Origin of the sequence: Bariatricus sp. SGI.154 (genome assembly GCF_050313795.1) — a bacterium.
GTDB lineage: Bacteria > Bacillota > Clostridia > Lachnospirales > Lachnospiraceae > CAMBRQ01.
The window spans coordinates 181,987-195,881 of sequence record NZ_JBNPMC010000001.1 but is presented as its reverse complement, the minus strand read 5'-3'; the positions used below and the strand labels follow the sequence as shown (position 1 = coordinate 195,881).

At 42.0% G+C, this 13,895-nt stretch carries 11 protein-coding genes and 2 pseudogenes; 12 read left to right on the top strand and 1 reads right to left on the bottom strand.

The annotated features are described in order from the left end of the window. Window positions 1-138: 138 nt before the first annotated feature. The 4 genes and pseudogenes from ACQRBN_RS00940 to ACQRBN_RS00925 all read left to right on the top strand — a co-directional run. Window positions 139-1,620: a bifunctional metallophosphatase/5'-nucleotidase gene (locus tag ACQRBN_RS00940; protein ID WP_427737057.1), complete on the top strand. Its 1,482-nt coding sequence runs from the start codon at window positions 139-141 to the stop codon at window positions 1,618-1,620. Window positions 1,621-1,827: 207 nt separating this feature from the next. Beyond that, window positions 1,828-4,872 carry a glycoside hydrolase family 2 TIM barrel-domain containing protein gene (locus ACQRBN_RS00935; RefSeq protein ID WP_427737055.1) on the top strand — a complete coding sequence of 1,015 codons (3,045 nt, stop codon included), beginning with the start codon at window positions 1,828-1,830 and terminating at the stop codon, window positions 4,870-4,872. Continuing rightward, window positions 4,872-5,861 carry a LacI family DNA-binding transcriptional regulator gene (locus tag ACQRBN_RS00930; RefSeq protein WP_427737054.1) on the top strand — a complete coding sequence of 330 codons (990 nt, stop codon included), beginning with the start codon at window positions 4,872-4,874 and terminating at the stop codon, window positions 5,859-5,861. The genes ACQRBN_RS00935 and ACQRBN_RS00930 overlap by 1 nt, the downstream gene beginning before the upstream one ends. A gap of 2 nt (window positions 5,862-5,863) precedes the next feature. Beyond that, window positions 5,864-6,238: pseudogene (locus ACQRBN_RS00925) on the top strand (DUF4317 family protein); the annotation flags it as partial. 197 nt (window positions 6,239-6,435) lie between these two features. Here the strand turns inward: ACQRBN_RS00925 and ACQRBN_RS00920 are convergent. Beyond that, window positions 6,436-7,299 (bottom strand): phosphoribosylaminoimidazolesuccinocarboxamide synthase, encoded by an 864-nt coding sequence (locus tag ACQRBN_RS00920; RefSeq protein WP_427737052.1) that lies wholly within the window; start codon window positions 7,297-7,299, stop codon window positions 6,436-6,438. 262 nt (window positions 7,300-7,561) lie between these two features. Here ACQRBN_RS00920 and ACQRBN_RS00915 point away from each other — a divergent pair, with 262 nt between their 5' ends. From ACQRBN_RS00915 to ACQRBN_RS00880, 8 genes and pseudogenes are all read left to right on the top strand, one after another. Beyond that, window positions 7,562-8,203, top strand: coding sequence for an SGNH/GDSL hydrolase family protein (locus ACQRBN_RS00915; RefSeq protein WP_427737051.1), 642 nt, complete (start codon window positions 7,562-7,564; stop codon window positions 8,201-8,203). A gap of 7 nt (window positions 8,204-8,210) precedes the next feature. Next, window positions 8,211-9,074: a DUF6597 domain-containing transcriptional factor gene (locus ACQRBN_RS00910; protein WP_427737050.1), complete on the top strand. Its 864-nt coding sequence runs from the start codon at window positions 8,211-8,213 to the stop codon at window positions 9,072-9,074. A gap of 60 nt (window positions 9,075-9,134) precedes the next feature. Continuing rightward, window positions 9,135-9,602, top strand: coding sequence for a hypothetical protein (locus tag ACQRBN_RS00905; protein ID WP_427737049.1), 468 nt, complete (start codon window positions 9,135-9,137; stop codon window positions 9,600-9,602). A gap of 89 nt (window positions 9,603-9,691) precedes the next feature. Next, window positions 9,692-9,934, top strand: a complete 243-nt coding sequence (locus ACQRBN_RS00900) for a VOC family protein (RefSeq protein ID WP_427737048.1) — start codon at window positions 9,692-9,694, stop codon at window positions 9,932-9,934. Window positions 9,935-10,085: 151 nt separating this feature from the next. After that, window positions 10,086-10,808, top strand: a complete 723-nt coding sequence (locus tag ACQRBN_RS00895) for an AlkZ-related protein (protein WP_427737047.1) — start codon at window positions 10,086-10,088, stop codon at window positions 10,806-10,808. Window positions 10,809-11,005: 197 nt separating this feature from the next. Then, a pseudogene (locus ACQRBN_RS00890) lies at window positions 11,006-12,891 on the top strand (DNA/RNA helicase domain-containing protein). Next, the gene (locus tag ACQRBN_RS00885; RefSeq protein ID WP_427737046.1) at window positions 12,881-13,258 is read left to right on the top strand and encodes a nucleotide pyrophosphohydrolase; all 378 of its coding nucleotides are present in this window, start codon (window positions 12,881-12,883) and stop codon (window positions 13,256-13,258) included. The pseudogene ACQRBN_RS00890 and the gene ACQRBN_RS00885 overlap by 11 nt, the downstream one beginning before the upstream one ends. Before the next feature lie 17 nt (window positions 13,259-13,275). Beyond that, on the top strand, window positions 13,276-13,722 hold the full coding sequence (locus tag ACQRBN_RS00880) for a YaiI/YqxD family protein (protein ID WP_427737045.1): 447 nt from the start codon (window positions 13,276-13,278) through the stop codon (window positions 13,720-13,722). Window positions 13,723-13,895: the final 173 nt, after the last annotated feature.

Below are 13,895 nucleotides of genomic sequence, written 5' to 3'. Positions count from 1 at the left end.
TTCCCAATGTTTTTCTTCTGATAAATAGCCGTCGCGCTAGCGACTTGGTACAATGTCAACAGACATTATACCTGTGCATAAGCAGTTTCTGCGGAATTGCAGAAATTGAAATCATTATAAACAGCAGAAAGGAAAAATATGAGCGAGACAACGAATAAACACCTAAAACATCTTACCCTCCTTCACTCCAACGATCTTCACGGAGATTTCATGGCAGAGGAACTGGATGAGCGCCTGGTTGGCGGCGTATCCATGCTCTCAGGTTATATCAACAAGACCAGAGAGGAAGTTCCCAATACACTTTATATGATTGCGGGAGATATGTTCCGGGGTTCATTAATTGATTCCGAATTTCAGGGCATCTCGACGATCGAGATTATGAATGCATTGGGACCGGATGTGGTTTCTCTAGGCAATCACGAGGTAGACTATGGGATTGCACACCTGCTGTTTTTGGAGAGGTGCTGTAAGTTCCCGATTGTCAATGCCAATATTTATATTAAGACAAATGGTATGCGTCTGTTTAACTCGCATAAGATTATTCGGATGGATGGGATGAATATTCTGGTCATTGGAATTGTGACGGAAGAAATCATGGGACGTGCGAAGAAGGATACGCTGCTCGGAACATTTGTTGATGTAAATGATGCGGCAGAAGAGGTTAGCGCTATTGTAAATGGTTATAAGGGTGCAGACATTGATTTTACAATTCTATTGACACACATTGGTTATGAGAATGATATTGAATTGGCAAAGCAGCTGGACCCGGAATTGGGAGTGGATGTGATCATCGGCGGTCATAGCCATACGTTACTGGAAAAGCCTGCTGAAGTGAATAACATTCTGATTGTTCAGGCGGGAATTGGTACGGATCAGATTGGAAGGATGGATATCGAGATAGACACTGACAGGAATGCGGTTGACAGCTATACGTGGAAGACGGTTCCGATTGATGCCGGACATTGTGAGAAAAACACGGCAATCGAAGAACTAATTCTGAATTATAAGAGGATTACAGATGAAAAGTACGGTGTTATTCTGACAACGATGACAGCACAGGCAACCCATCCGTTCCGTTATCAGGAGACTTCTGTGGGGAATCTATTCTGTGATATGCTGAAAGAACGGTATCAGGTGGATCTGGTTATGCTGGGATCGGGGAGCCTTCGAAAAGAAGCGATCGGTCCAGTCATCACAGCAGGTGATCTTCTGGATATGTACTCGTTTGATGAGAAACTTGTGCAGATTACTCTGACCGGTGTGGAGATTAAGTCAGCAATGCTCCATGTCCTTGGGGAAGCGCCGATATCTGGAGCGGGGCATAGCGAGTATTATCAGATTAGTCAAGGTTGGCATTTTGTCTATGAGAGAGAAACGGAAAGTCTTGTGGAAACAACTTATCAGGGAGAGCCGATTGCGGATGAGCGGCTGTTTAAGGTGGGAATCGAAGGGTATCATCTGGATAACCTGTCCAAGTTCCTAGGGATTGATGCAGAGAAGATACGTGATAGAGGAGAAGCGCGGCTGATTACTGGTAATATCCGTGTTGCGCTTGATGAATATATGAGAGAGCAGATTCACCTTACGCCGAGAATTGAGGGGCGTACGGAGTTCTTATAGAAGACTGTGACTGTTAAAAATTAAAAATAGAAGAGGTTAATTTTAAAGGGTTGTGGTACAGCGTATTGGCTAGTGTTATGACCCATTTTTGTACTTCTAAAGTATCCGAAGAGACTGAGTAAAAAAGAATTTTATTAGTAAAATATTGACAATTAACTAGTAAAATGATAATGTTTTATTGCAAAGAAGAAACGGAGGAAACCGCAAATGTCAAGAACAAAAAAGCGTTGGGAAGATGAAGAACTGTTACATATTAACCGTCGAGAACCTCATACAGATTACAGAAGAAAGAACCAGTCAGAATATCAGATGTCCCTGAATGGCGACTGGAAGTTTTGCTACCTTGAAGCACCCGAATATTCACCGGAAGGATTCTCTAATGCAGACTTTTGTGATAACGGATGGGATGAGATAGAAGTGCCGTCCTGCTGGGAGTTAAAAGGATACGGCAAGATGCATTACACAGATGTATGGTATCTCTTCCCAATCAACCCGCCATTTGTGCCTTCTGAGAATCCGACCGGAATCTATCGGCGGAAGATTGAAGTGCCGGATGCGTGGAATGGTAGGAAGAATATCCTCCGCTTCGATGGTGTAAGCAGTGCTTTTGATGTCTGGGTGAATGGGGAATATGTGGGCTATAGCAAAGTCAGCCGCCTTTCCTCCGAGTTCGACCTTACATCGCTTCTCCATCCGGGAGAGAACCAGATTACGGTCAGAGTATACCGCTGGTCAGACGGAACCTATCTTGAATGCCAGGACATGTGGTGGTATAGCGGAATCTTCCGTGATGTGACACTGATCAGTGAACCGGAATCTTCGATTGAAAATTATGTTGTAGATGCCGGATTGGATGAAAACTGCAAGAATGGAATTCTGGTACAGAAGATAACGGCCTCGAAAAATGCAGACTATGTAGAGTGGACGCTGCATGATGCAGATGGAATGGTAGAGATGTGTGGCAGAGAGACACTGCTGGATGGCTATGCCGAGATGACAGAAGTGATTGGAAAAGTACAGCCTTGGAGTGCGGAGATTCCGTATCTTTATGAACTGGCTCTTAAATTATATGAGGATGGAGACATAGTGGACGAAGTGACTGTCCGTACTGGGTTTCGAAGGATTGAAGTAAAAGGCGCTAATTTTTTAGTAAATGGACAGCCAATTATGATAAATGGAGTCAATGTGCATGACTTTAGTCCTACTGGTGGTGCAACGGTACAGCGCGAGGTGGTGGAAAAGGATCTGCGTCTGATGAAACAGTATAACATCAATGCTATTCGCTGCTCTCATTATCCGAAGATGCCGTATTTCTACGAACTGTGTGACAGATATGGCTTCTATGTGATTGATGAGGCGGATTTGGAAACCCATGGGTTTGAATGGATTCAGAGATATGAATGGCTGAATAATGAGCCGAGTTGGAGGGCGGCATATTGTGACCGGGTTACCCGCATGGTAAAGGAGCATCGGAATCACCCGTGTATTCTCATGTGGTCTTTGGGAAATGAGTCCTCGGTTGGAGTGAATTTTACCGAAGCGGCAGAGGCAGTGCGAAGCCTTGATGCATCCAGATTGGTTCATTACGAGAGTGACTTTAATGCAGATATTACGGATATTTATTCAACGATGTATACCAGACTTGACGGATTAAAACGTATCGGGGAGAGTAATGATTGCCATGGGAAACCACATATTCTATGCGAATATGCACATGCTATGGGCAATGGTCCTGGCAATCTGGAAGAATATCAGGAGTTGTTCCGGCGCTATGAGAGACTTCAAGGCGGTTTTGTGTGGGAATGGTATGACCATGGGATCGAGCAGAAAGATGGAAATGGAAGGAAGACATACTGGTATGGCGGAGACTTTGGAGATTGTCCGAACAATTCTAATTTCTGCATGGATGGACTGCTTCGTCCGGACGGAGTGGCTTCAACCGGATTAAAGCATTACAAGCAGGTGATAGCCCCGGTAAAGGCAGAGGCTATAGATTTGGCAAAAGGAATCGTTGAGATTCAGAATCTGTTTTATTTTAAAGATCTTAGTGATATTGCGGTGGACTATCAGATTGTGCATGATGAGACAATTGATGGGGAAGGACGGATTGAGAATCTGGATGTGGCGCCGAGGCAGACGGTTCGTGTTAGGATACCTTGGATGATAGAGTGCATAGAATCGGGATGCGATTATTATATGAATCTGTCATTTGTGTATAAGTATGATAACGAATTCGCATCAGCAGATATGGAGATTGCAAAAGGGCAGTTTTTACTTCCTGTTTACCAGAATGTGATGAGTCATGGCTCTTGCGAAGAGTTGGAAGAAATAACAATGGCGGAAACTTTTGAAAAACTTCAAGTTACAGAGACGACAGCATATGCAGAAATATCCAATGATCATGTGAAAGTAATTTTCAACAAAATAACTGGTAAACTTCTGGCCTGCGAGACGGACGGCAAATGCCGGATTACGGATGGTCCATCGCTGAATCTATGGAGAGCCGCTATTGATAATGATATGTACAAGGTAACCGACTGGAGAGAAAAGTATTTCCTGTATCGGCAGCAGGAGCAGTTAGAGGATTTCTCTATTCAGGAGGAAGAAGAGTCTGTCACGGTTCATGTGCATACACATTTTTCACCACTGAGCATGGCATTTGGATTCAAAGGACACTATATGTACCGTATCTGCCGAGATGGTCAGATGGAACTTGAACTTAATATGAATGGCTTCAAATACAGTGATTTTGTTCCGGAGTTCATTCCACGTATCGGTATCGAGATGAAACTTCCGGGACAGATGCGCCATGTCACATGGTATGGTCTGGGACCGGATGAGAATTACAGTGACATGAAGTCGGCTGCCATGATGGGAGTTTACCGAAAAGAAGTGGATAAGATGCATGTGGACTATGCTATGCCGCAAGAAAATGGACACCGTGAACAGGTCAGATGGCTGGCAGTTGGAGATGATACGGAGAGTCTTCTGATCTGTTCCGAACATGAAGTCGGGATAGATGTACATGACTATACAATTGAAGCATTGGAAAAAGCCAGACATGTGGGTGAACTTGAGCATTGTCAGGAGACAGTGATACACATTGATGCAAAGCATTCCGGTGTGGGAAGCAACTCTTGCGGTGAGGAGCAGACCTATGCGAATAAGACGAGACTGAATGATTATTCTATGAAACTAATATTCAGATGTGTAAAGAACGAAGCGGTTATTGAGGAAAGCAGGAGGAAATGATGGCAACGATAAAAGACATTGCAGCAAAAGCGGGCGTATCAATTGCAACGGTATCCAGGGTGCTGAATCATGATGAGACGCTGAATGCACAGGAGGAGACGAAGAAGAGAATCTTCGAGATTGCAGAAGAACTGGAATATGAATTGCGTCCTCAGAAGAAACGGAAGAAAAAGTTCAAAATCGGCGTATTCTACTCTTATTCACCACAAGAGGAATTGGAAGATCCCTATTATCTGTGCATCCGGCTTGCAATTGAGAAAACCCTTGAGGAAGAGGGATACCGCAAGCAGATTGTGACACTGGAAGATACGCAGGAATCTCTGGCGGGGATTGATGGAATCATCTGTGTTGGAACATTTGGCCGTTCGATGGTAGAAAGCATTGAACATTGGGAAAAGCCAGTTGTGTTCATAGATGCCTGTCCAGACCCGGGGCGGTTTGATTCCATCGTAACAGATTATCGTCAGGCAGTTGCCGGAATCCTGGATTATCTGATTGCAAATGGGCACACGGAGATTGGAATGATTGGCGGACTGGAAGTAGACGAAGATGGAGAAGAAGTATTGGATCAGAGGCTGGCTGCTTTCCGGGAATACCTAAGTGAGAAAGGCCTGTATCGACAGGAATATGTAAAAAAAGGACCTTATCACGCGCATTATGGTTATCGTTTGCTCAAAGAAATGTATCGAGATAGTCAGTTGCCGACCGCGCTTTTTGTGGCAAATGATTCCATGGCAGCAGGATGCTATAAGGCAGTATACGAGTTGGGCTTGTCGATTCCTGATGACATTAGTATCGTTGGGTTCAATGATGTACCTGCGGCAAAATACATGATTCCACCGCTTACCACGGTACGGCTCTACATGGAATTCATGGGTGAACATGCTGTTCGTATGCTGGAGGAGCGGATTATGAATGGCAGGGAGATCTGTGTCAAAGTAACCGTTCCTACGAAACTGTATATCAGAGACAGCGTGAAAGAGAATTAGGATCTTTTACCAGAGTTGCCGGATGCTATCTGGACAGAGAAGGAGAGATTGACGGTACGTTTAATATACATTTTCTGAAACTATCAGGCAGTGAGAAGAAGGCGAATCTTGAGATTGCCAAGACCATTCCCTATTCAAAGACCAATAAACAGTTAAAAGAATATAGATTTCCACACGAGGCAAAGAAGCCGGGGAGTATGTGGCAGTTGTTGGAGGCAATGAAGCAGTGTGGACTTAAGAATGATGCGCTGATGGAGATATTTTATGAGCAGGTGGCGGCCCATTATCAGGCGGCGCATGATTATGCCATCTATGTGTTCCATGACAGATATGATGTGCCGGTGAAGGGGAATGATAAGGAGCGGCAGTGGGAATCAAGATCATGTTGCGGTTTTTAATGCAGATCAGGATCATCCGCATATGGAATTATTGGAGAAGGTACTGGGAATTGTCGGAGAAGATATCTAATAAATAAGAGATACATATCAAAGAGGATTGCTCGTATAGAACGAACAATCCCTTTTGTTAGACTTTGTCAAGTAAAGTGTTATCTCAAGACCTTTGCGTTTGAATCTTACTGCAGTTTCTCTCCAGTCAGCATCTCATAACCCTGAAGATACTTATCAATCGTCTTTTCCACGATATCTTCTGGCAGTGTCCAGTCATTATCCGGATTGGCCTTCAGCCAGTCGCGGGCAAACTGTTTATCGAAGGATGGCTGGCCATGACCCGGCTCATATCCTTCTGCCGGCCAGAAACGAGAACTATCTGGTGTCAGCATCTCGTCACCGATTACAATGTTGCCCTCTTCATCCAAACCGAATTCGAATTTGGTATCTGCGATAATGATGCCGCGGCTCAAAGCATAATCAGCACATTTCTTATAAAGAGCGATTGTATAGTCGCGAAGTTTTGCAGCGTATTCCTCACCTTTTCCCGGGAAATATTTCTCCAGGTGAGCGATGCTCTGCTCATAAGAGATGTTCTCATCGTGATCGCCAATCTCAGCCTTGGTAGAAGGAGTATAGATTGGTTCTGGCAGTTTGTCAGACTCTTTCAGTCCTTCCGGAAGAGTGATGCCGCATACGGTACCATTTTTCTGATAACTTGCCCAGCCACTTCCGGTGATGTAGCCACGAACGATACACTCGATTGGAAGCATCTCAAGTTTTTTGCACATCATACTGTTGCCGTCAAACTGTGGCTGATGGAAGAATTCTGGCATGTCTTTCACATCTGCGGAGATCATGTGATTCGGGAGGATGTCCTCTGTCATATCGAACCAGAACTTGGACATCTGTGTCAGGACGGCTCCTTTTTTAGTTACGTTATTTTTCAGAATCACATCAAAACAGCTGATACGGTCGGTAGCAACCATAATAAGGTTATCGCCGTTATCATAGATTTCACGTACTTTACCTTCTTTGATAGGTTTCATCTTTACACCTCGCTAAATTATTTTTCATAAACAAAGCAATCATTGCGGATTGTGGCAGATAGGATTACCCGAAAATCATTGATAATAGCCACAAGCGAATGAATTGTAACTCTATAGTACTACAAAAATGTGATAAGTGACAGGATTTTTTTCAGATTACGGAGAAATTTTACGAGAATAAGTTTATAATGGATGAAAGTGGAGTGCGATGATGGATGAACTGAGGACAGCGGGATTTTAAATGAAAGGAGTGAAAAGATTCATGAAAAATATTTTGTGCTTTGGAGATTCTAATACATTCGGCTATGACATGGCCAATGATAGACGTTTCCCCTGGGGAGTGCGCTGGACAAGTATTGTGCAAGAGACGCTTGGACCAGAATATCATATTATAGAAGAGGGACTTTGCGGCAGGACTACGTTATGGGATGATCCGATTGAAGAGCGGCAAAGTGGGAAGTCTTATCTACTATCTTGTCTGGAATCGCACTGGCCTTTGGATTTGGTGATTATCATGCTTGGTACGAATGATCTGAAGACCAGATTTGGGCTTGGCACTCATGATATTGCAGCTGGGGTTGAGACTCTGGCACTAATGACAGGAGAATATATGAAGAAAAAACCAGTAAAAGAACCAAAGATTCTGATTATTTCTCCGATTGAAGTGGGCGAGACGATCGCAGAAAATCCATATGGCATCTATATGGGAGGTCAGACGGCAGTAATACGTTCTAGACAATTTCCAAAGTATTATAAAGAGATTGCGGATAAGCATGGATTTGAATTCATGGCAGCATCGGATTATGCAAAGCCATGTGATGCAGATCCTATGCATATGGATGCGGAGAATCATCGTGAATTGGCGAAGGCAATTGGGGATAAGATACTGGAGATATTGGGGTAGATTCGTTATGCAATTATATGAAATATACAATCCTATCACTTCCACTCCGTTTGCAAGATGCGAATCTTACATGGAATTCCCGCCTTGCGAAGAACTTAAACCCTACATCAAGTGTTTCTGGGGAAGCGAAAGACCCTACCAACAGTTCAAAACAGCGACTCCGCTCCAAAGTATCGTTACTCCGGACTCTTGTATGGACATTATATTTACCGTAGATTATACCAACAATCAGATTCATGGGAAATTCTGTGGTATTGATAATCGTTCGTTTGTAGCACAGCGCATCACAAATGAAGAAAGAATGTTGTCCACATTTGCCATTCGTTTCTATCCCTGGAGTGCGATTTTCTTTTCTGAGGAATCCATGTGTGATACGAAGAATGCGTTTTACGATTTGGATTGTCATTTTTCAAAATTAAAAAGCGAGATAGAGCCATTACTTTTTGATGTTACGCATATGCGGGACAGAATTCGGCTGACGGAACGGTATCTGCTGAATCATATCCATGCATCGCGAAATAATACGATTCTAATGGATGCCATTGCACAGATATTAGTAAAAAGAGGAAATGTTAAGATTGAATGTCTTGCAAGGGATATTCATACAAGTAATCGTCATTTGGAAAGAATTTTCCATGAGAATATAGGGATTTCTCCAAAGCAGTTGTCTTCGTTGGTTCGGTATCAGTATGTGTGGAATGATGTCCTTTTTCGTCCGGGCTTCCAAGTGCTCGATGCAGTGGGACAGTATGGATATACGGATCAGTCCTATCTTCTACGTGATTTCAAACGTTTTCATACGATGAATATGGCAGATGCCAGGCGTCATGCCATGCAACATGTCGCATTTTTACAAGAAGAGATTCGATGAGATGATGTATAGTGAGAATATACCTATGTATAGCAGAATTTTATAACTGGAGGAGAAGAGATGGTTCATTTGGTATATTGTGACAATGCAGGAAAGAAAGGTGAAAAAGTTCTTGATAAGATTCTCGCAGGAACAAAGACTATGGTGGTCAGAGGGGCGGCAGGGCGTAAGATTCCTCACAGCCGGGTATTTGCGGGAGAAGAACTCTTTTTTATGAAAAAGGGAAGTGGTAAGATTACTGCAAAGGCGAAGATCTGTGATGTGAAGAACTATGTGAAACTTACCGAGGATGAGATCGCGAAAGTCTTAGAAGAGAATCAGCCGAAATTGAATCTGTCAGAGAAGCAGAAGGTACGGTGGCATAAGAAATGTCTTTGCCTGGTGGAGTTCGGGCAAGTGGAGGAGATCGAAGCGCTGGAGTTCGACCACCAGGGGAATATGGATGACTGGCTGATTATTGAGAAGATTGAAGATGTAGTTGTAGGGACAAGCATTCCGTATAATTATGAGAAGTCGCGTTTTAGTTGATTTTATAAAGAATATGCTATGTGATAATACAGAACGACAGATATCAACCTGAAAAATGAAATTGCATTAGAAGATATGAAGATAGGAGAATGGGACATGCGTTTGGATGGATTCGGAATCATTCTTTTGGATATACAGATCAGATCAATGGGCATTATGAGATTGCATTGGGCGTGGAGAATTATGCTGCAGTGGATGCTACGTTTCAGGAGATTGTTGCCAAGGGAGCGGTGCCGGTGATGGAGCCTGCGACTATGGAATGGGGACAGAGAACCTGTTATGTTGCGGACCCGGAGGGGAATCTGGTAGAGATTGGAACTTTTGTAGAATAGATTTACCATAAGAGACGTTTTATCAAGAAAATTAAACGGAACTCAAATCTTAATTTTTGAATTTGAGTTCCTTTTTAGTTTTAGGAAGATATAATGGAAAGAACTTAAAGAGTATTATTATAAATGAAATATGAAATGATTAGGAGAGAGTATGGCAGTAGAAAATGGTGAATGGATTATGCACGGTTTGGAGTGGGACAATCCCTATCGAATCCGTACATATGTAGAGTTAATTAACTGGGTAGATGAGATTGGATTTTTGCCCTTATTTAAGAATGAGATTGAAGGATTTTCCGCAGAAGAACACACGTCAGATCAGTTCTGGTGGACAGGTGATCCCGAGCAAGACCCATGGAAATGGCGGGAATTGATTGCAAGAAGTGGGAGGGTCGCTTATGGGAAGTTTTTCAATAAGAAAGCAGGTTTCATATCCAAAGAGTGGTTTCCTTATTTTGCAAATTATAGACGGGACGGATATGATTTTGAGGCTAGATGGGATGAGGAACTTGCAAGTGCCAGAAGTAAGAAGATTGTAGAACAGTTTGCTAATCATGAGGAATTATATTCTTTTGAATTAAAGAAATTGGCGGGCTTCGGGAAGAACGGAGAGAAGAACTTCGAAGGAGTTGTCACGGAATTACAGATGCAGACGTATCTGGTTGCCCGGGATTTCAGGCAGAAGGTGAATAAGAAAGGTGTGAAATGCGGCTGGCCGGTGGCAGTCTATTCCACACCGGAGCAGTTGTGGGGATATGAGGTGGCAGCAGGAGCATATGCGGAGGAACCGACGACATCCAAAGAGAGAATATTTGAACAGGTGAGGAGGAATTTCCAAGGGGCAACGGAAAAACAGTTGATGAAAGTGTTGAGGTAGGGAGTGTATACCGGGATGAGACATGATATTTTTCATGAGGATTGTTGTGAAGAGTCTTTATGAGAATCTATACCAATATGTTGTGGAGAGGATAATGACATTGACATAACAAAGATTGTATTTCAATGTTGGATGAAGTATAATGAAATCAATTTTATAGGAAGAAAATAAATGGTATAGAGAGCTTATAGTAAAGGATGATTCCAATGATTGTATATGATGGAATAAAGTCGGATTTTCTTGATAGTGTAGTAAATGATACAATTGCAGTAGAAATAGAACATAATATTTACCATAAGATGAAACATCGTACGGCGAGAAATGAATTTCGTGCCTGGGAGAATTCTATGCAATATATGTATAAGGTTTTGTGTGATGAATCGATTCCCGATAATGCAGGAATTGCAATAGAATACAATATTCCTCAGACTTCTAAGAGGATTGATTTCATCATATCCGGTTATAACCGGGAGGAAAAACCGAATGTTGTAATCATAGAATTAAAGCAGTGGGATATGCTGAATACAGTCGTCAGTGAAGAGGCAGTGGTTGAAACATATGTGGGAAGCGCGCTAAGGAAAATGGTGCATCCCTCTTATCAGGCATGGTCTTATGCAATGTTGATCAGAGACTATAATCGGGCGGTACAAGACAAGAGGATAGAACTGTATCCATGCGCATATTTGCACAATTATCGAAGAAATAAACCAGATCCTTTAGATTATAAACAATATCAGACATATTTGGAGGAAGCACCGGCATTTACGCGTGGCGAGGTGGTGAAGTTAAGGAAATTTATTAAAAGATGTGTGGCAGTGGGAGATGACAAAGAAGTTCTCTATATGGTTGATAATGGGAAGATACGACCTTCCAAGAGTTTACAGGATTCTATTGCCAGTATGCTAAAAGGCAATCAAGAATTTATTATGATTGATGAACAGAAAATTGTCTATGAAGGGATACTTACATTGTCCGAGAAGTGTGTACTGGATGGAAAGAAACGAACGATTATTGTTCAGGGTGGTCCGGGGACTGGAAAGACTGTTGTGGCGATTAATTTGCTTGCCGAATTAACAGCGAGAGGCCATTTTGCACAGTATGTCTCTAAGAATGGAGCGCCCCGTAATGTTTATCTTAAAAAATTAAAAGGGCAAATTAAGAAAAGCAGTGTCGACAATATGTTTAAAAGTTCCGGAATATATACAGATGCGGACAGAGATATTGTTCAGATTGTTCTTGCGGATGAGGCCCATCGCCTAAATGCAAAATCCGGTCTTTATCAAAACATGGGCGAAAATCAGATAAAAGAGATTATTCACGCTGCACAGTGCAGTGTATTTTTATTGATGAGAGTCAGCGAGTTACAATCAGCGATATAGGCAGTGTTGCTGAGATTGAAAAATGGGCGGAACATGAACAATCAGAAGTGTATCATATGGAATTATTATCCCAGTTTCGATGCAATGGATCTGACGGTTATTTGTCATGGCTTGACAATGTGCTGGAGATTCGGGAGACTGCTAATTATGATCTGACGGATATAGATTATGATATCCGGATATGTGACTCTCCACATGAAGCGTATAAGATTATAGTGGAGAAAAATAAAGCGGCAAACCGTGCCAGAATGCTTGCAGGATATTGCTGGAATTGGCCTAAAAAAGAGAGAAATGATACAAAGGCCCATGACATAAAGATAGGCGATTTTGAGATGAGTTGGAATCTGGGAAATACAACGACATTTGCGATAGATGAAAATTCAATTAATGAAGTAGGATGTATCCATACATCTCAAGGACTTGAGTTTGATTATGTTGGTGTTATTATCGGAAATGATATGCGATATGAAAATGGAAGAATTATTACTGATTATAGAAAGCGTGCACATACAGATTCGTCTTTAAAAGGGATTAAGAAACTAGATAAAGAGAATCATGAAGTAGCCAGAAAAATCGCAGACGAAATCATTAAAAATACATATCGTACCTTGATGACGAGAGGGATGAAAGGATGCTATGTATATTGTGTGGATGAGGCATTAGGAGAATATTTAAAAGGACGGATAGGTAGAGATGGACAATAAAGCGACAGTAGATGAATTAAAAGAAGAAGTGCAAATGTTTTGCGAGGAACGCGATTGGGATCAATTTCATAATCCTAAGGATTTGGCAATAGGAGTTTCAACAGAGGCAGGCGAACTGTTGGATATCTTTCGGTTCAAAACGGAAGCGCAAATGAAAGAACTTTTTGAAAATCCGAAGTCAAAAGAGCATATAGAGGAAGAAGTAGCAGATATCTTATTCTTTTTATTACGTTTTGCACAGATGAATCATCTGGATCTAAGTGAATGTATCCATAATAAAATCCAAAAGAATAGCAAGAAATATCCGGTAGAGACAGCGAAAGGGAATAATCTGAAATATGCAGAAGTGAAAGAAACAAAGTTGTGAAATAGAAGGGAAAGATTATGAAGATACTCGTGGATGCAGATGCGTGTCCTGTTATAAGAATTGTAGAGACGATTGCCCGCGAACAAAATATCCCGGTTGTTTTGTTGTGTGACACAAATCATGTGCTATCTTCTGATTATAGTGAAGTCAAAGTAATAGGTGCCGGGGCGGATGCGGTGGATTTTGCTTTGTTGAATCAATGCAGCAAAGGCGATATCGTGGTAACACAGGATTATGGTGTGGCAGCAATGATTCTTGGAAAGGGTGCTTATGGGATTCACCAGAGCGGGAAATGGTATACGAATGAGAATATTGATCAGATGCTGATGGAGCGCCATCTGGCAAAGAAGGCAAGGATGGGGAAAGGGAAACATCATTTGAAAGACCCGGCGAAGAGGACGGAGGAAGATGACAGGAGATTTGAGGAGTCATTGAGGAAGTTGATTGAAAAGGTGTGGAGATGAGGAATTTTGGATTTGAATCTATGATGACATTAACAGGCAGAGGTATTTGAACGTATAAAAAAGAATCAATCTATTTATTGTGGCACAATATAATAAATGATATAATTAATCCATTAGATTAAACTTTAACATAAGGTGTATTTGAATATAGAAATAATTGAGGAATAGGTTGG